The sequence below is a fragment of the Oceaniferula flava genome (genome assembly GCF_016811075.1).
Lineage (GTDB): Bacteria > Verrucomicrobiota > Verrucomicrobiia > Verrucomicrobiales > Akkermansiaceae > Oceaniferula > Oceaniferula flava.
This window is the reverse complement of sequence record NZ_JAFBGL010000008.1, coordinates 175,868-195,933: the sequence shown is the minus strand read 5'-3', so window position 1 is coordinate 195,933 and position 20,066 is coordinate 175,868. Positions and strand designations below refer to the sequence as shown.

14 protein-coding genes are annotated in these 20,066 nt (G+C 56.2%); 4 read left to right on the top strand and 10 right to left on the bottom strand.

Translation table 11 applies throughout. The features are described 5' to 3' along the window. Positions 1–46: 46 nt before the first annotated feature. From JO972_RS12910 to JO972_RS12900, 3 genes are all read right to left on the bottom strand, one after another. Positions 47–1,255: a DEAD/DEAH box helicase gene (locus tag JO972_RS12910; protein WP_309490480.1), complete on the bottom strand. Its 1,209-nt coding sequence runs from the start codon at positions 1,253–1,255 to the stop codon at positions 47–49. Between the two features lie 59 nt (positions 1,256–1,314). Then, positions 1,315–2,877 carry a hypothetical protein gene (locus JO972_RS12905; protein ID WP_309490479.1) on the bottom strand — a complete coding sequence of 521 codons (1,563 nt, stop codon included), beginning with the start codon at positions 2,875–2,877 and terminating at the stop codon, positions 1,315–1,317. A gap of 68 nt (positions 2,878–2,945) precedes the next feature. Further along, positions 2,946–3,680 (bottom strand): hypothetical protein, encoded by a 735-nt coding sequence (locus JO972_RS12900; protein WP_309490478.1) that lies wholly within the window; start codon positions 3,678–3,680, stop codon positions 2,946–2,948. Positions 3,681–3,946: 266 nt separating this feature from the next. Here JO972_RS12900 and JO972_RS12895 point away from each other — a divergent pair, with 266 nt between their 5' ends. From JO972_RS12895 to JO972_RS12880, 4 genes are all read left to right on the top strand, one after another. Beyond that, positions 3,947–4,615: a sigma-70 family RNA polymerase sigma factor gene (locus JO972_RS12895; protein ID WP_309490477.1), complete on the top strand. Its 669-nt coding sequence runs from the start codon at positions 3,947–3,949 to the stop codon at positions 4,613–4,615. 16 nt (positions 4,616–4,631) lie between these two features. Further along, on the top strand, positions 4,632–7,220 hold the full coding sequence (locus tag JO972_RS12890) for a bifunctional serine/threonine-protein kinase/formylglycine-generating enzyme family protein (protein WP_309490476.1): 2,589 nt from the start codon (positions 4,632–4,634) through the stop codon (positions 7,218–7,220). A 48-nt stretch (positions 7,221–7,268) separates the two neighbouring features. Then, positions 7,269–7,685, top strand: coding sequence for an OsmC family protein (locus JO972_RS12885; RefSeq protein WP_309490475.1), 417 nt, complete (start codon positions 7,269–7,271; stop codon positions 7,683–7,685). Between the two features lie 210 nt (positions 7,686–7,895). Further along, positions 7,896–8,183, top strand: coding sequence for an eCIS core domain-containing protein (locus JO972_RS12880; RefSeq protein ID WP_309490474.1), 288 nt, complete (start codon positions 7,896–7,898; stop codon positions 8,181–8,183). A gap of 13 nt (positions 8,184–8,196) precedes the next feature. Here the strand turns inward: JO972_RS12880 and JO972_RS12875 are convergent, their stop codons facing one another. From JO972_RS12875 to JO972_RS12845, 7 genes are all read right to left on the bottom strand, one after another. Beyond that, positions 8,197–8,922: an alpha/beta fold hydrolase gene (locus tag JO972_RS12875; protein WP_309490473.1), complete on the bottom strand. Its 726-nt coding sequence runs from the start codon at positions 8,920–8,922 to the stop codon at positions 8,197–8,199. A 194-nt stretch (positions 8,923–9,116) separates the two neighbouring features. Beyond that, a complete protein-coding gene (locus JO972_RS12870; protein WP_309490472.1) occupies positions 9,117–10,316 on the bottom strand; it encodes a putative glycoside hydrolase in 1,200 nt (399 codons plus the stop codon). A gap of 72 nt (positions 10,317–10,388) precedes the next feature. Then, positions 10,389–11,774 (bottom strand): arylsulfatase, encoded by a 1,386-nt coding sequence (locus JO972_RS12865; protein ID WP_309490471.1) that lies wholly within the window; start codon positions 11,772–11,774, stop codon positions 10,389–10,391. A gap of 45 nt (positions 11,775–11,819) precedes the next feature. Further along, positions 11,820–13,187, bottom strand: a complete 1,368-nt coding sequence (locus tag JO972_RS12860; RefSeq protein WP_309490470.1) for a sulfatase family protein — start codon at positions 13,185–13,187, stop codon at positions 11,820–11,822. Between the two features lie 171 nt (positions 13,188–13,358). Further along, positions 13,359–15,863 carry a discoidin domain-containing protein gene (locus JO972_RS12855; protein WP_309490469.1) on the bottom strand — a complete coding sequence of 835 codons (2,505 nt, stop codon included), beginning with the start codon at positions 15,861–15,863 and terminating at the stop codon, positions 13,359–13,361. 174 nt (positions 15,864–16,037) lie between these two features. Further along, positions 16,038–18,242 (bottom strand): right-handed parallel beta-helix repeat-containing protein, encoded by a 2,205-nt coding sequence (locus JO972_RS12850; protein ID WP_309490468.1) that lies wholly within the window; start codon positions 18,240–18,242, stop codon positions 16,038–16,040. Positions 18,243–18,289: 47 nt separating this feature from the next. Next, positions 18,290–19,837 carry a hypothetical protein gene (locus tag JO972_RS12845; protein ID WP_309490467.1) on the bottom strand — a complete coding sequence of 516 codons (1,548 nt, stop codon included), beginning with the start codon at positions 19,835–19,837 and terminating at the stop codon, positions 18,290–18,292. Positions 19,838–20,066: the final 229 nt, after the last annotated feature.

Below are 20,066 nucleotides of genomic sequence, written 5' to 3'. Positions count from 1 at the left end.
AACCTCTTGGGGGGAGTTGGTGAAGAGCTTGGAAAGCCCGTCCATGTTACCGTCTGCGGCGGCGTGGTGCCGGGCGACGTTTTTTGCGCACTGGCTTCGCCGGGGAATCGTCTAACAATGCAGTGTAAACGTAGTCGAAGTTTTCCAGCTTACGGCGTTCGATTTTCTTATCGATGAAGTTCTCCACGGATGCGGCGAAGTCGAGTTCGTCGGCGGTGAGGATGGTGAAGGCGTCGCCTTCGGCTTCGGCACGACCTGTCCGGCCGATGCGGTGCACGTAGTCCTCCGAGTTTTCCGGCACGCGGTAGTTGATGACGTGGGTGACGGTGGAAATATCGATGCCGCGGGCCGCGACGTCGGTGGCGACGAGAATGTTATAGGTGCCGTCTTTGAAACCGGCGAGAGCCTTGAGGCGATCCGATTGTTTGACGTCCGAGTGCATGGCGACCACTTCTTTGTGGCCTGTGCCTTTGATCATCCCGGTAACGGTGTCTGCCTCCTTGCGGGTGCGAGTGAAGATCATTACGGATTGGAAATCGGTGCGTTCTAACAATGCCAGCAGAAGTTCATCACGCTGATCCATCGAGACCGGGTAGAAGGCGTGGTTCACGGTGTCCGGCACGGAGGTGCGGGCGATTTCCACTGACTCAGGCTCGTGCAGGCACCATTGGGCAAAGCCTTGGATGGCCGGGGGCATGGTGGCGGAGAAGAAGAGCGTCTGGCGTGAGCTGTCCTCGGTATTCCATGGGCAGAGGCTGACAATTTTCCGAACGATTGGCAGGAATCCCATGTCGAGCATGCGGTCGACTTCATCGAGGATCAGGATTTTCACTTCACCGAAACGCATGGTGGCGCGGTAGAAGTGATCGACCAGTCGGCCGGGAGTGGCAACAACGATGTCCGCCTGGGCCATCTGCTCGTCCTGTTTGCCGTAGCCCATGCCGCCGTAGAGGAGGGCGACTTTGCAGCCGGTGTGTTTGCCGTAGTGCTCGAACTGTTCGGCGACCTGGTGGGCGAGTTCACGAGTAGGTTCGAGAACCAGGATCTGAGGTTTGCCGATGGGTTTGATTTGGGAAAGAGATGGCAGCGCGAAGGCGGCGGTCTTGCCGGTTCCGGTCTGAGATGCACCAATGACATCCTTGCCCTTGAGGATCAGGGGGATGGCTTGGGCTTGAATAGGGGTGGGGTTCTCGTAGCCAGATTCAGTGATGGCGGTGAGAACGGCTTCGGAGAGTCCGAGATCGGAAAAAGACATGCAGCGGAATTAGTTGTAAATCCCCGTAGTGTAAAGGTTAATGCGGGGATTCACTGTGCTTAATTGGGGATGGCAGGCGCCTTGATTAGCAGGCAGCCTTCAAGGAGTGGTTGGAGGATTTGCAAATGAATATCGTTTTCCTCCTCCAGAGCCTTGCCGAAACGCTCTTCCGCCTGACGCAGGGCGTAGTCGAGATCGGAGCGCAAAATGGCATTCGATGAGCCGTGCACGATGGCGGTGAGGATGCAGTGTTGTCCGCGGCGGATCATCAGATGGCGATTTTCTTCCCACTTAATGCAGCTCTCGCCATCGCCGGGGGCCTGGCTGCCGCTGCACTTGGAGGCGATCTTTTTCACGGTTGATTGCACCTTGCCGGCATGGGAATGTCTCGCCGGATCGTTGCTCGCGTAGGAAACCATCGAGCGGGTGTGGCGGCGGAGCAGGAAGACCTCTTCCACTTGGTAACGTTTGGTCTGATCGAAGATGATGTCCTCGTAACTTCGGCTGCTGAAGAGGGCTCGCATTTTCCACGCCAGTTTATCCCAGCCTGCGACATTCTCGAAGGGGCTGGAATCTTCCATTTGCTCGGCGATCGCACGGCGCACGGTGCTTCGAAGCATGGGCTCCAGGTAGGTGTGGATCCCGTGGCTCGGGGTGTAGAGGAATTTGTCGACGCTGTGATCGATGATCGGGCGCAGGGCTTCCGTGAGATCGGCATCGGTATAAGCGGGGCGATCTGATACCGTTCCTTGGGCTGCAGGTTTCTCGGGTTGAGCTACTGGTTCTGCCGCAGGAATTGGAGGAGCTGAAGGATTATTTTCTGGATCCGTGCGCTGAGTGGCGGTGATTTCCTCTATGCGATTGCTGGGTTGTTCAGCCTGAGAGATTGGAGGTGCTTGTTCTTCCTCGGTTGGAATCTGTGGCACTGGAGCGGTAGCTTGGGGGCGAGGCTGCTTGTCTGATGCCGCTTCTGGTGTTGGCATGCTGAGAATATTTTCCGCAGGCTCTGGAGAACTTGCTTGGGGGGATTCCGGAGTGGCATCCACGGGTGGGAAAAGTTGATCGCGGACCAATGGGATAGAAACATTCGGTGTGCTGCTGCTGGGCATGGCGGCGAGTTTCGATTTCTGACGAGGCGGTGGCGTCTGGCCCTTTGCCGATGTCTCCGCACTAGGCAGTTCCATGGAAGGTAATTTCGTGCGTGTCGGTCGCGTTTTTCCCTCGGCCGACGGTGCTTGCTTGGGGATTGGGCTGGTTCCGAGTGATTCCTTGATGGTTGCAGCGGCCTTAGCTTGTTCAGGGCGTTTCTCCCGAGTAATATTCTCGGCTTTGTCTGGGTAGACCGATGCCAAGAGCTCATCCAGTCCGTCCATGCTGAACACTTTCTGACTGGCTAACGAGGCAAGTTCCGGTAGTTCGGCCGGCTTCGAGCTTGATGCCTTAGCGCTCGGTTGTGGCTCGGCTGGGAGCGACGGCAGTTCCGGTTTTTCGGCGAATGGCAGCACGGCGTCTTCGTGACTGATCCATTCCTGCAGCTGCTTAGCCGGATCTGGCTGACTGGCGGACGGGGCTGGCGCATCATCGGATGCGTTGGGGATGGGCGTGATGGACTCGAATGACACGGGGAGGGATGCCGAAGCAGAAAGGGGTGGGTGGGAAAAGTGGGCGGGCTACGATACTTTCAGGGCCACTAGGTGGTGTAATCATCGGTGGGCATGGCGAAGACATCGAGGCTGCTGAGGTTGGGTTTGTCCTCGGACGTCGGGGCGGTGCTGCTGCCCAGAGAGCTGCCAATTGTCCCTCCCATACCTGGAGTAGATTCACTTTTCGCTGGGGGGCGACTTGGTGGCACGGCGTCGCCCATGGCCGCGCTGGCAATCCGTGCTAAACGGGTGGTGAGTTCGTCGCGATCGAGCTTTTCTTCCGAGAGCGCGGACAGCTGACCGTCCATGCGGTTTTTCCACTGTTGGATTTCGCGGTGCATGTGCTCCATGATCTGGCGTGAGTGGGCATCGATGCGGGCCGCCATTTCCGAACTCAAGCTTTCTATCTGCTTGGAGATGTCTTGGTTGTGGGAGCTTTCGAAGCTGAGAAACTCCTTGGACGACTGCTCCATGCGCTGGGTGGAATTGTCGATTTTTTTCGCCAAATCGCGAATTTGCTCACTGCGAGTGCTGGCCTCGCGTAGCAGTTGCTCGCGGATATGTCCGGTAATGGATTGGATATTTTTCTGGGAGGCGGTGACGTTTTCCTCCGTCTTTCGGATCTTCTCGGCAAGTTCCCGCGTGTTGTTGTTCGATTGCTTGGTGACCTGTGCCTCGAGGTCTTCAATGCGTTTATTCAAGACCTCGATGTCGCGGCCGACGAGGATTTCGCGGATCCTCTCGACCTGCTCGGCCGGGTTAATTTGATCGCCTGAATGCATAGTTTTGAGTGGTATAAGGGTGGGGATAGGGAAGCGTGGGTTGCTGTCGGGGAGAACAGACTACATTTTCATAAATTACAAATAAAATAGTTTATTCATGTTTTTATTGAAATGTTAAGTAGCAGAATACTCTGCTTTGAGGGTTTTTGTAAATGGCTTTTCATCTGCTTCGTATTTCCTGATTATCGGAAAAATGTAAGCTTGGTGCAGAACTGGAGGTATTTGCTGATGGAAGGTTGGAAAACCTATGGTATAGAATAATCACAATGGCAGACAAAGCAGAGGAAGTGGCAGACAAGGATGCAAAAAACCTGGAGGCGGCCTACGCGCACACCAGGAAGAGCTTGATTGCCAGATTGGATAATTGGGAGGACCAGCGCACCTGGGACGAATTTTACAAAACTTACTGGAAGCTGATTTATGCAGTGGGCTTGAAGGCTGGGCTGCGGTCGGACGAAGCGTTTGACGTTGTCCAAGAGACCATTCTCTCGATTGCCAAGCAAAGTAAGAAGAACATGTATGATCCGGAGAAGGGGTCGTTCAAATCTTGGCTGATGAACATGACGCGCTGGCGGATCAACGATCAGTTCCGCAAACGCAAAAAAGACACTGCGATGAGTGTCAGCGAGTGGGATGATGACGGTCGCAAGACTTCGATCATCGATCAACTGGAGGATCCTCAAAGTGGCACGCTCGAGCGGCTCTGGGATGTGGAGTGGAAGAAAAACCTCGCCGATGCGGCACTGGCCAAGGTGAAGGCCCAGGTTTCTCCGAAGCAGTATCAGATTTTTGATTGCTACGTGATTCGCGAGTGGGACGCCGGTAAGGTGCAAGACCATCTCGGTGTTAGCATGTCGCAGGTTTATTTAGCGAAGCATCGAGTCGGTAAAATCCTTAAAAAGGAACTGGCGAAGTTGAACGAAGATGCGGGGTAGAGTGAGTCCAGAGCCGGTGATCCCGGATCACGAGGTGCTGCGCAAGATTGGCGGTGGCTCCTACGGCGAGGTGTGGCTGGCGCGAGGCGTCACCGGGGCGATGCGTGCCGTCAAGGTGGTCCGGCGAGAGGACTTCGAGGACGAACGCGGATTCGAGCGCGAGTTCGAGGGGATCCTCAAATATGAACCCATGTCGCGCGATCACGCCGGCCTGGTGAACATCCTGCATGTTGGTCGTAGCAATCAGGAAGGGGGCTTTTATTACTATGTGATGGAGCTGGGCGATGATATTCGCACCGGCAGTGACATCAATGCCGTCGAGTATTCGCCGCGCAATTTGCGCACGGATATGAAAAAGGCGGACGGAAAACCGCTCGACCCTGACTTTGTCATCGAAGTCGGTCTTTCCCTGGCCGAAGCCCTGCAGCATTTGCATGAAAAGGGGCTGGCTCACCGAGACATCAAGCCATCGAATATCATCTTTGTGGATGGCAAGGCGAAGCTGGCCGATATCGGTCTGGTCGCCGCACGTGGGCAAAGGACCTTTGTCGGCACCGAGGGCTTTGTGCCTCCGGAAGGACCTGGGTCTGCGCAGGCGGATGTCTACGGTCTGGGCAAGGTGATGTATGAAATGGCCACCGGCAAGGACCGGCTCCAGTTTCCTGAACTTCCGGACGAACTTCCGGAATCGGCCAATCGCAAACGCTGGCTGACGCTGAATCAAATTATCTGCGATATCTGTGAACCCCGAGTCTCAAAGCGCACGATTAAGACCGCAGCCGCACTGGCGCTTTCATTGCGTCGACTTCAGAGGGGGAAACGCGTGCGACGGCGGCGAAGCGGCGTCATGTTCACCGTCATCCCAGCTCTTGCCTGTCTGGCTTTACTCGCATGGATTTTCCGAGCTCAGCTGCCGTGGCTGAATCCGGTGCCTGATGTTGTGGTTGAAGACCCGGTTGAGAAGAAGATCGAATACGGATTTGTCAAAGTCATCAGCGATCCGGAAGGCGCTGAGGTCTACGATAGCGAGGGCAACTTTCTCGATATCACCCCGCTGAAGAACATCCGCATGGTGGCTGGCCAGCGCTATGAGTTTGAATTCCGTCTTGAAGGTTATCGGACCGAGCGGAAAGAAGGCACCGTGGAGGCTGGAGAGACAAAAATCGTCGAGCACGTGATGTCAATTTACTCCCCTCCGGTGGAGGGCCAGGAGTGGGTGGACAATATGGGTATCCACTACCAGCCGATGGACGGATACCACATCAGCACGGGATTTGTTAGGGCTTATCAATGGCGTCGTTTCGAACAGGATACCAAAAAAAAATACCGCTCTCAGACAATCGAACACAGCGAGAGCGGTGTGAAGCGCCGGGTGGTGGTGGTCAAACCTGAGGCTGCCGAAGCCTACTGCCGTTGGCAGAGCGAAAAAGCCTCGACCGAAGGCTATCTCAACGAGGTGCAATACATCTCGCCCTTAGTGAGTAAAAGCTTCAGCTCCCCGGCGATGACGGAGAAGTTGAAAAACGAAGGGCTTCGTCCGTTCCAATGTCTGGTGAAAAATATCCCCTTTGCCCACCTGGAAATCCACACCGAACCGGAGGGCGCGATTCTACAGATCGACGGAGAATACCGAGGTATCACCCCGCGTTCGCGCGTTCGTGTGAAACCCGGACCTCTCGAGTTAAATTTAAGTCTAGAGGGCTACCGCAGGGTGACCAAGAAAATGAACTTGAAGGAAGGTGGCAACCAAAAGGTGGTGGTCAATATGCAGCGCAATAACAGCATCGTCTTCGGCCATGAGTGGACTAACAGTCTGGGAATGAAATTTGTGCCTGTCGGTGAAGATTTACTGGTGTCGATCTGGGAAACCCGGATCGCCGATTACCAAATCTATTTGAACGAAACCAAAGCCAAGCGTCCTCCGGCAGCAGGTTTCCAGCAAGGGCCGATGCATCCTGTTTTACAAGTCTCCCGTGATGATGCCATAGCATTCTGTAAATGGCTGACCGAACGTGAGCGCAAGGAGGAGCGAATCTCGACCGGTGAAGAATACCGACTCCTCACCGATGCGGAGTGGAGTCATCTCGTGGGGCTGGAGGAAAAGCCGGATCAACTACCAGCGGAGCGTGAGTTTCGTCCGGAGCGGATTTTCCCCTGGGGCACTGCCTGGCCACCGGAGACGGCTGATGAGAAGGTGGGCAACCTCGCCGATAAAACGGCTGCGCAAGCCGCGAACGTCAGCCGTGACCGCACCTTGCTGTCCTACGATGATGGTTTTGAAAAAACATCTCCGGTGGGCTCCTTCCCGCCGAACGAGCTGGGTATCTACGATCTCGCTGGCAATGCCCACGAGTGGGTCTCCGATGATTACGATGGTAAGGGCAAATACGGTGTGCTCCGTGGCGGTGGCTGGAACAGCTACAAACAGAAAGATCTCTACGTGACCCAGCGCAATACCGTGAGACCGAGTAAAATCAGCAACCTCTACGGCTTCCGGGTCGTTATTGCCAAGAAAGTGAAGCTGCTGACTTCCAGCATCGACGATGAATTTCTGGATCCCTTCGAACTCGACGAGGAAGAGGAGTCGTCAGATCCCGACGAGTAAGCTTTTTTCCAATTTCCAACCTTTTCTATATAACAACTATCCAAGACTATGATTGAAATCACTACCATTTACGAGGGCGAGCTCCACTGTTCCAGCACCCACGGACCTTCCGGCACGCAAGTATCCACGGACGCACCCGTCGATAACAACGGTCGGGGCGAATCTTTTTCGCCTACTGATCTGGTCGCCACAGCTCTCGGTAGCTGCATGGGAACCATCATGGGCATTGTCAGCCAGCGCAAAAACATCGATATCAGCGGGATGAAAATCACAGTGGGTAAACACATGTCCACCGACACGCCTCGCAGAATTGTGAAGCTTGAAGTGGCGATTGAAATGCCACTGCCTGGCAATCACCCCGACCGGAAAATGCTCGAGAGCTCGGCTCTGAGCTGCCCAGTTTATGAAAGTCTTCATCCAGATATCAAAGTGCCAATCAGCTGGAGCTGGGGCGAAGAGGTCTAGGCGAGCTCATACCATTCCTTCGCTGTGATGAAACGTCTGCTCTATTGGGTGATGGCGGTTCTCGCAGCGTGTTTTGCCAGTCCTTGGGCGGCTTGGCACCAAAGAAGGATCAGACGTAGCGGTCGCCAGCTCAATGCTCGAGAATTGGCGTTGGCTCAGGCTCTAGGGTTGAAGAGGCCCGGGGGCATTTTCATCTGCGAAGTGGAGCGCGTGCCGAATCCGCTCTTTCCCGTGATGAAGCTGGCACGACGCTGCGGCGTTCATTGGATCAGCAACGTCGCCGGAATTACGCTGGGGCAGGGGATTTACGTCACTCACGAGAGCCAGCCGAGCCCAGCCTTGATCGCTCATGAGCTGGTGCATGTGTGGCAGTATCAGCAGGTGGGATCCATCTGGAGGTTCATGGTTGAGTATGTTTACCAGTGCCTATTGGTGGGCTACCACGATGCCGAGTGGGAAATCGAAGCCCGTAAGGTGTCGGCCAAGTTGATCTCTTAAAATCGCTGCCGGTCTATGTCAGTGCAGTGGTTTCCGGCGCTTGGGAGATCGACTCAGCAAAGTCGCGGATGTGCTGCATGCATTGTTTCGGATGACGTTGCAGGATCAGGTGTGGCGACTCGATCCAGTGCACGTGAGCGTGAGGGTAGCAGGCTTCCAAGCGCTGCTGCGCCTCCCAAGGCACCAAGTTATCGCTCTGCGCCTGAAGCAGCATCATCGGAATCTCAGGGATGCCCGGGTTATCCCTTTCCTGAAGCTCCAAGACGGTGCGAACTCGGTCGGCCAGAGTGCTTGAGGGGAGTTTCTTGATCACGGAGCGCAAGGCGCTGACTTGTTCTTCTCCGGCGTCATCGCCGATGAGGTAGTGACGTAGCGCCGCCTTCGGTGGTTTCACCATGAACAGGGGGCGCAGTGGCAGGAGGGCGATGCCGGGGTTCACCGGGGCGTCACAAAAACCCGCCGCCAGGACGATGCCGCAGATTTCTTCCGGTCGACTCGCTGCCAGCCGCAGTGCGATGGGGGCACTGAACGACTCCGCGATGAGCAGGCGAGGTCGGCCGGAGGCCAGATGCTCGTCGAGCCATTGGCTGAGCTGTGCATAATGCTGATCGCCTGCGCTTGGGAGTTCGACCCACTCGGAGTCCACGCCGGAAGGGACCATCGCTTGAACGCCGGCGAACAGCTCCGAAGAGCCGTGTAATCCGGGGAGAAAAGTCCAAACAGGCGGTTGATGATTCATCACACAATAGCTTACTGATGATCGCAGTCCTGTCTATCAATAAACAAAAGGGCGATAAGCTGTGCGGAGATCGAGAAGCTGGAACGGCATGATCTGACGTCATCCTATCGGCGTGAAACGGTTGGATGTTTTTGATCAATCTTCTCTGTTAGAAAAAGGTGATATCTGAGCGCTCAGAAGAGTGCCCGAGAATCTCACTTCCAAGTGATCTTGGCCTTTCGGGTGTCGGTATTCACCCAGACACTGGCGTGTTCGAACTCGCGGGTGAACTCCCAGCCATGAGGGGTGCTCCGCTGGTAGGCTCCCTTGGGCGGGCCGAGGGGTTTGTTGAATTCCGGATAATCGATCAGGGTGCCGGTGCCGAGTTTCCATCCCCAACTGTACATGAAATACGAATAGGGCTGGGCGCCGATGAGATAACAGGCGAGGGCAAACTCGGCCTTTTCCTTGGAAAGCTCCGGCATGTTGGGTTTCAGGTTCTTACGGCCGGTGCCATCCACTCCCAGTCGGAAGACTGAAATCTTACCATCCTTGGCGTGTTGCAGCATGTGGCCCCATTCCGCAAGCAGGCTTTCTTTGCTGGATTTGACCGTGGCGTAGTTCTCAAACATGATGGCATCGCTCACCGGATAGACGTGTTTGGCGTCGGGATTGTAGGCGTTGTTTGCGAGGAGGATGCGGTCGGGACCGAGGGCTTTTTTGAGGTCGGCCATCATCGTGCCCATGGCTTGCTCCACCTCATCCTTGCGGTCCTTACGCAGACCGACCGAGCCGTGCATTTGATCGATGAAGGCGCCGTCGCAGCCTGTCTCGCGCACTCCCTTGGCCACGGTTTTCACCCACCAGTCGCGGAACTCCGGGTTCAGCACATCGTAGCAGTAGGCCCCGTAGCGATCGGCCAGTTCGCCGGTCTTTGGGTGGGTGAGCAGGAACTTTTTCAGCGCGGGGTTCTTCTTCAGGCCGGCTTCGGTGAAGTCCTGGTTGTAGGAGGTGTAGGTCCAGGCGTAGGCGGCGTTGAAGTAAAACAACACCTTGATATCGGGGTTGACCTTTTTCAGTGCCGTCGCCTCGTGTTTGGCCCCTAGCTCAGCGGCTCCGAGCTGTTTCAGCCCGTGCGATTTTTCAATGCAGACAAAATCGCTGCGTTCGGCAATGAAGCGCACTTGGGCGGGCTTGAGTAGACGGTTTTTATCGCCAAACATGAAGTAGCGCGGCGTGCGCTCCCAGCTGAATTTCGGATAGAAATCCTTGGGCTCAAACTGGCTGCCATCGCTGATGCGCAGCGTGGCCGGGTCGGGCGAGTCCTTGCTTTCTTGCGCTCCAGCCAGCAGGGGATAAGCCATCGCCACGGCTGCTGTGAGGCCGAGCCAGCGAGACGATGTTCCGTGGTGCATGATCATGGAACAACAAGTTAGCGCGTTCTGCGGGCATGGCTACCCTGTCTTTGGAGGGGGCGACTGCAGCGTTTATTTGTCCAGCGCTTCCATTGGGAAGGTTTTGCTGGGCACGCGGGCTTTTTCCATCAGCTTCATGAGCTCGGAAAGCTTTTCCGGGTGCGCTTTGGAAAGGTCTTTTTGCTCACCGATGTCCTTGGCGAGGTTGAACAGCTGGGTGGTGGTTTTTGCGGGGTTTTTCAGCTGATACTGCACCAGTTTCCAGTCGCCCTTCATGATGGCGCGACGGCCACCTTTTTCGTGGAACTCCCAGTAAAGTGACTTGTGGGCGGCCTGTGGTTTGTCACCGGTCAGGGTGGGGACGAAGGAGACGCCTTGGATGTCGGCAGGCACCGGCTGCTTGGTCAGTTCGCAGACGGTGGGGAGGAAGTCCCAGAAGGCGGAGGTGTGGTCGGTGGTCTGACCCGCTTTGATGGCGGCGGGCCAGGAGGCGATGAAGGGGACGCGCACGCCGCCCTCGTAGAGATCGCGCTTGCCGCCGCGCAGCGGGCCATTGGAATCGAGAAGCTGTGGTTTCATGCCACCTTCGAACGACGGTCCGTTATCGCTGGTGAAGATGACCAGGGTGTTCTCCAGAAGCTGTTGGGATTCCAGCTGCTTGACGATGGCTCCCACGGCCTTGTCCATGATGGTGATCATGGCGATGTAGTTGGCCTTCACCTCGGGAGTTTTGGTGTAATGCTTGCCATGGTGGGCAACTTCGTTTTTGACCAAAGCGCGGGCTTCTGCGCGGTCTTTTTCCGGTGCCAGGGTGGAGGCATGGGGCATCGGGTAGGAGAGCATCAGCAGGAACGGTTGGTCCGGGCTTTGCTTGGCGATGTATTTCAGCGCTTCCTCGGTGTAGAGATTGCCATCGTAGTGCGTGCCGCTGTGCAGCTTGTTTTCGGGAAATTCGATGCGCTCGGTGTTGCGGTAGACAAACTTCGGGTAGCGGAAGTGGCCGTCGCGGTGGTCGGTGGTGCCGTAAAAGTAATCGAATCCGTTAGAGAGCACCACCTCGGGCGTTTGGGTGTTGCCGGTGACGCAGGATTTCCCAATCATCGCGGTGTGGTAGCCGGCGGCCTTGGCGACTTCGGCCACGGTGGTTTCTTCCGGCAAGATGGTGAAGGGGCCATTGCCGCGAACCGAGCAGTGACCTCCGTCACGACCGGTCATCAGCGAGCAGCGCGATGGCGAACAGACGGTGGCGCCGGAGTAGTGACGGGTGAAACGCATGCCGGTCTCGGCCAGCTTGTCGATGTTCGGTGTGGTGAAGTTTTTCTGCCCGTAGCTGGAGATGTCTCCGTAGCCGAGATCATCGGTGATGATGAACACGATGTTGGGTTTTTGTGGAGCCGCCGCGAAGGCTGTCGCTGCCGAAAAGACGGTGAAAACAAGAGTGCGGAGAATGAGTTTCATGGTGGAAAATTACCGTGGATGATGGATAGATCTTTCAAGGATGACTCAGCCAGCGATCTTCCCTTGGGGGCGGATCTGATGGTTGATTTGCTCGTCCAGTTTGCGCATGCGGTTCAGCAGATGGGAAACCTTTTCCGGCATCTCTTTGGCTTGGTTCTGCTGCTCGCCGATGTCCTTGGCGAGGTTGAATAGCTCGGCCTTGCCTTTTTTCATCAGAAGTTTCCAGTCGCCCTGGCGCAAACCTTCCAACTTGCCGTTGCTGGTGTAGAAGAGGAACTCATCGCGCACCGACTTCTCGGTGCCGAGCAGTAAGGGGGAGATGTCGGTGCCGTCGATCTCGCCCCGTGTTTTCGCAGGGGATCCGGTCAGTTGGGCCAGGGTCGGTAACAGATCGATAGTGCTGGCAATGGCATCCGTTTCCGTGCCGGCGGGGATGCGGCCCGGGGCCCACATCACGCAGGGAACGCGCTGACCACCTTCGTAGGTGGTGCCTTTGCCTTCGCGCAGGGGATCTGCCTTGCCTCCATGGTTTTTGAACCACAGCCAAGGGCCGTTGTCGGAGGTGTAAATGATGTAGGTATTCTCACTGAGACCGAGTTGTTTCACGGTGTCGACCACGCGACCGACTTCAGCATCGATGTGTTCGATCACTGCTTTGTAAGCATTTTTCGGATCTGGATCGTAGGCATCCTCCGGCACGAAGAGGGGGATATGAGGCATGCTGTGAGGCAGGTAGAGGAAGAAGGGCTTTTCCTTGTTCGCGGTGATGAATTCGATCGCTTTGTCGGTGTATCGCCGGGTGATCGTGCGTTGGTTCACCGGGAGTTCGATGATTTCTTCATCCTGCATCAGTGGTGTGTTCCAGAGTTTGACCATTTCGTCCTGATTGAGCCACAGCTTGTCTTGAGACCCTCGGTATTTCCCCTTGTTGTCCGGATGGACCATGTCGTTGGAGTAGGGAATGCCGTAGTAGGAATCGAATCCTTGATTAGTAGGGAGGAAGGGTTTGCGGTGGCCAACGTGCCATTTACCGATGCAAGCAGTGGCGTAACCTCGGGCCTTCAGCATGTCTGCGATGGTGACTTCCTCAGGGTGCAGGCCTTTGTTGTCTTTGGGGAAAAGCACATGTTTCTCCATGCCGATGCGTTTCGGGTAGCAGCCGGTCAATAAGCCGGCACGCGATGGCGAGCAAACAGGGCTCGGCACGTAGAAGGAGGTGAACTTGCGACCTTCCTTCGCCATCTGGTCGATGTTCGGGGTCTTGATGTTAGGCGAGCCAAAACAGCCTAGGTCGTTGTAGCCTTGGTCGTCGCTGAGGATGATGATGAAGTTCGGCTGTTCTGCCCGGGCTGCGCTCAGACAGAGTGCCGCGGCGTGGCACGTGATCAGTAGGCTTTTGAAAAACGGATGCATGGAAGATGGTGATGAGGTGTAGAAGCAGAAAATCATTCAGCCTGGGCGACTGAATGATTGTCCGGTGTCAGGTCGATACGCAGCAGGAAAAGAAAATCTTGCGAGCTTCCGACGCTGGGGCTTTTCCGAGTCTGATCGATTGACACCCATCAGACCCGGCGTATTCGATGTTTACTTTTCCAAACGCAAGATCACAGCCTCGCGTGGTGCTTGGTGGGTGGTGACCCAAGCGTGCGGTTTCAGATCGGTGCCGCCACCGGTCAGGCTGAGAACCACGACCTCCACTTTTTTGCCGCGCAGGTCGTCGGTCACAGGGAAGAAGTAGGTGTTGTTCTTGTTGTGACGGCCGACCGGGTATTCCCAGGCGACACAGGGGAATGAGGGGGCGCGCTGAGGCGCTCCGACCCACTGGCCATCGACGCGGAGTGCGGCAAAGGCTTTGTTCTGACCGTGCACACCTTCGATACCTACGCAGATGTAGCTACCTTCGGCGGCATTGCTTTCGATCTCCACCTGAGCTTCCCAGGCCGCGATGGGCTTGGCGGCGGAGAAGGGCGCAAAGAGGTGGGTGACGTGCCAGTTTGAGCTGTCCAAGGCCTTTCCTCCATGGGCGACGTTCATCTCGGCCACGCGATCCGGTGCGCTGAACACACGCATGTAGCGGAAGCTTTGCGGAGCTTCCAGCGCCAGCTTCCAGGTGTAGACATCGGTATCGAAAAGTGTGGAGGTGCCACCGTTTTTGCCAATGTTAGCCACCTTGATCTTGTCTCCGGATTTCTCCGTTCTGGTGAAGGTGACCGTTTTCCAAGTCTTCAGATCTTGTGAAACCTCGGCGGTGAGGGTGGTGGCGGGTTGCTCTTTCTTATCACTCTGCCAGAGCGACTGCATGGTGATGCTGTCGACCGTTTCCACCTGTCCGAAATCGATGCGCAGGGCACCGCCGTCGAGACGTTTGTCGCGACCGTAGTGGAGGGTGCTGAAGAAGGTATCCAGCTTGCCATCGAACATGTATTTGTCCCAAATGCCACGGCGCCAGAATAGTTCTTGCTCGAAGAAGGCATCGCGTGCTTTTTGCACCTGAGGCACCTGGGTGACTCCGGAGCGCTTCAGCGACTGGACTTCCAGCGCATTGTTCTCGGCGGTGTAGCAAATGGCTTCATAGAGCTGCTCGGCATCGGCTGGCACGGCGACCGGTTTCAGGTCGGCCAGCTTTTTGTGAGCAGGCAGGGCGACGGGTTCACCCGGGAACTTGATCTCAGCGTCGCCGTTCAGGAGACTGTTGATCGGCTGGTCGTTGAGAAAGGCCTTGGTGAATTGGCGGTCACCAGTTTTCAAGGACACCTTCGCGGTGCTGCCCGGCAGGCCGAGGACTTTCACGATGGCTGGTTTGTCTGCGGTGTCGCGCACCACTTCGTAGTCGGCACCGGTCACACCGATCTCACCGACATCTTTGGCACTGGCCATCAGCAGGTAGGATCTGAACGGCTGCACCTCGACTTCGATGGTTTTGCCGTAATCGAACTCGCCGAGAATGCTCTCGGACGGGTGATAACGTCTGACTTCGACGCTGCCTTTTTCGGTCAGGCCAATTTCCTCGTTCAAGGTGATCTGATACTTCACGGGCTGCCATGTCAGGTTGCGCAGTGCCAAGTAACGGGTAGCGCCATCGCCGCGGGCGACCGCATGAGGGCCGTAATGTTCCTCGGGCAAAACCATGCCCTTCACCAGGATGTCGCGGCTGCGGTAGTGGAGGTTGAAAATGCGGCTCATTTTTGCCAACTCATCGTCGCGCAGCAGCCACGGGTTGCCATAAATTTGCGGAGCGAGAATCAGATTCCGGTTGAAAGCTTGGAGGATGAGGTCGTCTTCCCAGTTATCCAAGCAGGAGGAAATGCAGACACCGTGGTCCTCGGTGAGGCGTTTTAGCTCCGGAGGAAGCCCGCGCGACATCGCACCGGCGCGATTGTGGGGCGCGGTGATGGTGTTTTTGATATGCACATCGATGTAGGTTTCCTGTCCACCCCAGAGGAAGGTGGTGGCGTGGGGTTTGGCATGGCCGAGGTTGAGGCGGTGGTTCAGCACCACGAGATCCGGCGCATACTTGCGGCACTCCATCATCGCCTTGGCAAAGGCGTCCTGCTTTTCGGTGCGCAGCTGGGTGCCGACGGCATCAAATTTGAACAGCTGAAGTTCGTAGTCGCGGCAGAGGCTGACTAAGAGGTCGATACGTGCTTGTTCTTCCTCGGGCGTATCACCGAAACCATCCGGCCCGCCCCAGAGACCCATACGACACGAAAAGGACTTCGCCAGGTCTGCGATGCCGCTCCAGCCATTGGGGAACTGCGTTTTGAACTTCTCGGTGTCCATGCTGCCGTAATACTGGGCACTGTCGATATTGCCCGCATCCCACGCGTAGATGCCGAGCTGCATGCCGTATTCATCGTGCAGCCATTTGAAGAACTCCAGATTGGTGATGGTTTGGGCTTCGGTAGCTCCCTCGTTGGTGTTGTTGATCCATGAGAAATACTCGGGAATCGACGGCGTGCTCTCGGTGATGGTGCCATAGATGGAAGGTTTCTTGGCCTCCTCGCCGGCAGGTGATTGCTCGTCGCCGTGGGTGGTTCCCAAGAGTCCAGTGCACAGGCTGAGCGTTAGAAAAAGGTTTCGGTGGGTCATGATGGTTTGTCGCGGTCTCGTGATTGTTCTGATATGGAACGATGGCCTAGAACGTTTCACGATTGCCACGATTTCACCAGCGATTTCAGTCGATGGAATCGCTTATCTTGAACTCGGAGGGGACAAAAAACAACCTGCCAAGCTGCGGCGGCATGCCCCTAACCGCAGAGCGGATCACTTCTTCGCCCTGGCCTTTTTCGGCTTCTTGGCCGGACGTTCGGGGAGATCCACCGGAGGGGCGACAAAGGGGGCGGGGCTCAGTTTTTCCAGCGGCAGCTTGGCCTCGGCCACCTGCGGGACGACGGAGAGTTGATGGTAGGTTTTGGCCCATTTTTCCGCCTCGGCCATCGTGGTGGGATGTGGCAAGCCGTAGGGCATCCACCCGCTGCCGACTGCCCAACCTAGATCGCCGACATCGTAGGCACCACGGAATGGATCGAGATCGTTGACCTGCTGTTTTTTCAGCGCCGGCGTGGGAGCGACTTCATGTTTGACGGCCGGGTCGGTGGGGATGAGATTGAGCTGGTCGAGGGAACCATTGGCAAAGATATCCAGCTTGAAGCCGGTGAGGTTGCCTCGGACAGCTCCTCGATCTTGCACCGGCAGTGCGATGCTTTTGGCTCGTTCGGGGTGCAGTTTTCCCTGGGCCTTCGACTCCGCAAACGGGCCTTTCTCGCTGGGGCCGACTCGATCGACAAAGTGCTGCACGAGATTGTTCAGCACATTCCAGTCGGTGATCGGGGGGAAGGAGGTGTCGTTGCTGACGTAGGCATCGCCGGTGCCTTTTCTCTTCGCCACCACATTGCGGGTGATCATGCACGGCTCGTGGTTGTGCACGGAGGTGTTGTTGTAGATGTTGAAATTGCCAAAGCCCTCGATGTTCATGCCGCGTTTCGACGCCCAGAAGACGTTGTGGTGCACGCTAAGTTTTTCGCCAGCCTGATCGAGTCGCAAACCATTGCCCTTCACATTGTGCACCCAGTTGTGGTGGAACTCGGTGTAATGCTGGGAAAGGTTCGGCATGTAGACGCCCGAGACATCACTGTTGTAAATGCCGGCATTGAAGATGTGATTATAGGCGATCTGAGGTGGCGTGGATTCCCGATAGGTGGCATTGGGAGTGATGAGAATGGCGTCCGAGCAATTGTTGAAAAAGGTATTCCGCAGGATCGAAAACGTGCCGCTGGGATGGAGCGCGAGAGCTCGACCCGCAAAGGTGGCGTGGCGATTGTTTTCCGCAAAGACCGAATGGCTCACTGAGATCTCGGAACCGACCAATTTCAGCCCGGTGTTCTGGGCTCCGGCGAACAGGCAGCGGGTCAAGCGGAGCGAGTTGCCGTGGACTTCGATGGGCTTGTCCGCGAGCGGGCCACGCACGTTATCGACGAAGAGTAGCTCGGAGCTGATGTAGTTGAAGTGGCAGTTGGCAAAGCTGATCTCGCGGTTCTCGGGGTGCGATAACTTCACCGAAGTGGCAAAGAAATCGATGCCCTCGATCGACACCTGACGCAGTGCTTCGGTTTCGTAGAGCGCGTAGTCGCTGGTCTTGACCCACACGTCGGACGGGTGGGGGGCTTTGCCATCGGGCGATTGGAAATAGAGCGTCCCGTCATGGGCAAACCATTCGCCATCGTGATCGAGTAAATCCAGTGCGCCGGAGATGAAAAACTTGGCGCGCACATTTGGCTTCGCCTTGCCCTTCTTGATGGCCGCTGGCGACCCCTTGCGGCCGTCTTCACCGGTGAAGCGCACCGAGTAGAAATCCTGATCATCCCAGTGCAGGGTGCTGCCATCGAAGGATTTGACCCTTCTGCTGAAACAGCTGTTGCCTTTGGAGTAACGTAAAAAACAGTAGGCACCTGTGAGATCAAGGTCTTGAATTTGACGGAACGCCTCCGATTTCAATACACCCGGTCCGGTGCCCGTGGAGGCCTGCAGCCACTTCTTGTCAGCGTCCCAGTTTTCCGACCATTGGATGTTCGGCCAAGTGGCCCAAGTCATCGGTTTCATCTGGTGGAACAGCTGCTTCACCTCCGTATTGACTTGGGTTTTGTAGATGTTTCCCGCGTGTTTTTCAAAAGGTGCAGTCAGGGGCTCCGCACCGCTGAAGATGACTTGGCGCGGGTTCTTCGCCTTGATGGTGATACCCGATTTGATCTTCAGCCTGCCGGTGTAAATACCCTCTAACACAACCAAGGTGTCGCCGGCGCTCATTTGGTCGACCGCATTCTGCACCTTCTTCCACGCCTGGGCTTCCGACTTGCCGGAATGGCTGTCGTTTCCATCGGGGGAAACGTAGTAGGTGGCAGCGGTTGCCGAGGCGAATAGGACGCCATGGAAGAGGGCTGCAGCGACCGCCGCCCGGAAGCGTGCGGTCACAGAGAATAGCAATAAGGTGGGCACAATCGGTTAGGGCGGGGTTAGGCTCACTTGGAGAAACTCAACTCCACCTTGTCCAAGATCGGCTTGGAGGCATTTTCCGTGCTGTCGCTGAGTTTGATTTCAAATTGAAACCCGTAACCATCCGCTAAGTCGGAGAGATCCAAAGCTGCAGGTTTCTTGGCGATCTGTTTGGCAAAGCCTGGGGTGTAATCGTAGCTCTCCTTGACTGTTTGCCACTTGCTCCACTGGTCGCTTTTACCATCGTTGTCGGTATCCACACCGACGCGCACCTCGACAGATTCCACCCAGGGGCCAGGGCTGACGAAGTCGCTTTTCTGTTGGGTAGCGAGCCAGAATTTCCCTTCGGCAAACATGACATCCGGATCGGGGTGACCTTTCCCCAAATGGCCACACCAGGTGTAGGGACCGTTGATGTCGGAGGAGGTGAAGCGACCGACACTCATCTGGTGGCCGCCGGCAGGATCGTAGTCCGCGAAGAGGTAGTATTGGCCGCCGATGGAGATCGCAGCCCAGTCGCCGTAGGCATTTTGTTCCGGTTCGTGGATTTCATACTCAGCTATGCCGGTGGGGAATTTCTCAGGATGTTCCTTTTTCCAATGCGGATGTTTGTAAGTGGCCTTCTTGCCGGTGGGCTCGGTGCGGTGATCGACAGGGGGAGCGAGAATCTTGAAGTCCTTGATGCCGTCCGGGCTGACCGCGTGAGTGGCGAGCGGTGAGTCCCACGCGTGGGTTTTGGCCTTGATCGGGCTCCAGTCCTCCGCGATGACGTGGAAGTTTCCTTCCAGATCGCGGATGAATGCACAGTCGGAACCGTCCGTGGGATCATCAAAGGCCAAGCCCATGTCTTTGCCAATTTCGCCATCGGTGAGATCGGCATCGATAAACAGGTGCGGGTCCTGATCGTTCGGGTAATCGTAGTAGAAATACGCTTTGCCATCGACGAATTCCGCGGTGGTCATCCACTTCGCCTTTTGGTTGGTGATCGGCCCGTGGTGCACCCAATTTTTCATATCGCGGCTTTGCCATGCGTGGTATCCGCCCTGGCCTGGCTTCAATCCGCCGGGGGCGTTGAACTGATTGGCAAAGGGGGTGGTTTGCAGAGGGATATCGAAACCTTCGAGCTCGGCCGCCTTCGCTTCGAATGGGGCAGGAGCGGTGGTGCTTTTTCCTTTTTTTGCCGCTTTCTTGGTGGCTCCACCATAGCGACCGAACATCCAGTAATTGTCTGGGCCAAGACTGAGGAAAACGGGGGCGTCTCTGAGGTTGGTCGGGCCGATGTTAGTGGTCGGTTCCCAATTTTCCCAAACAGGCGACTGCGAAATCACCAAGGAGCTGGCGGATTGCTTGGTATCGAAAGTTTTCAGCTTGCTGAGGAAGGTGGCTGTTTTTGCCGTGGGGGTGGCCATACCGTCCTTGAACTCGAGGTTGTTTTGCTGGGCGGTGGCCGACTGCCATTCGGCCTGGCTGTCGATGCTCCAAGTGGACTGCGCGTGGGCCAGAGGAATCAGGGCGCCACAGGCGAGCAGGCATCGAGTTTTTGAGTTGAATGGTAGACGCTTGAGTCGGTTCATGAGAGATGTAGGATGAGATAATAAACATGCGGCAATTCGCCGATAATGAGAGGTATAAAATCGGGCGGAGGCGATCTCAATACAAGGGTTAAATGTGTCACAGTTAGAGTGTTCTACCAAGCGCATGGGGCAACATGGTAAGCCAGACTGAGCTCTTGACACATACAGGGAATTACCGAGGTTTAAGATACCTCCAAAACTGGTATTCTCATTGTTATCACAACGATGT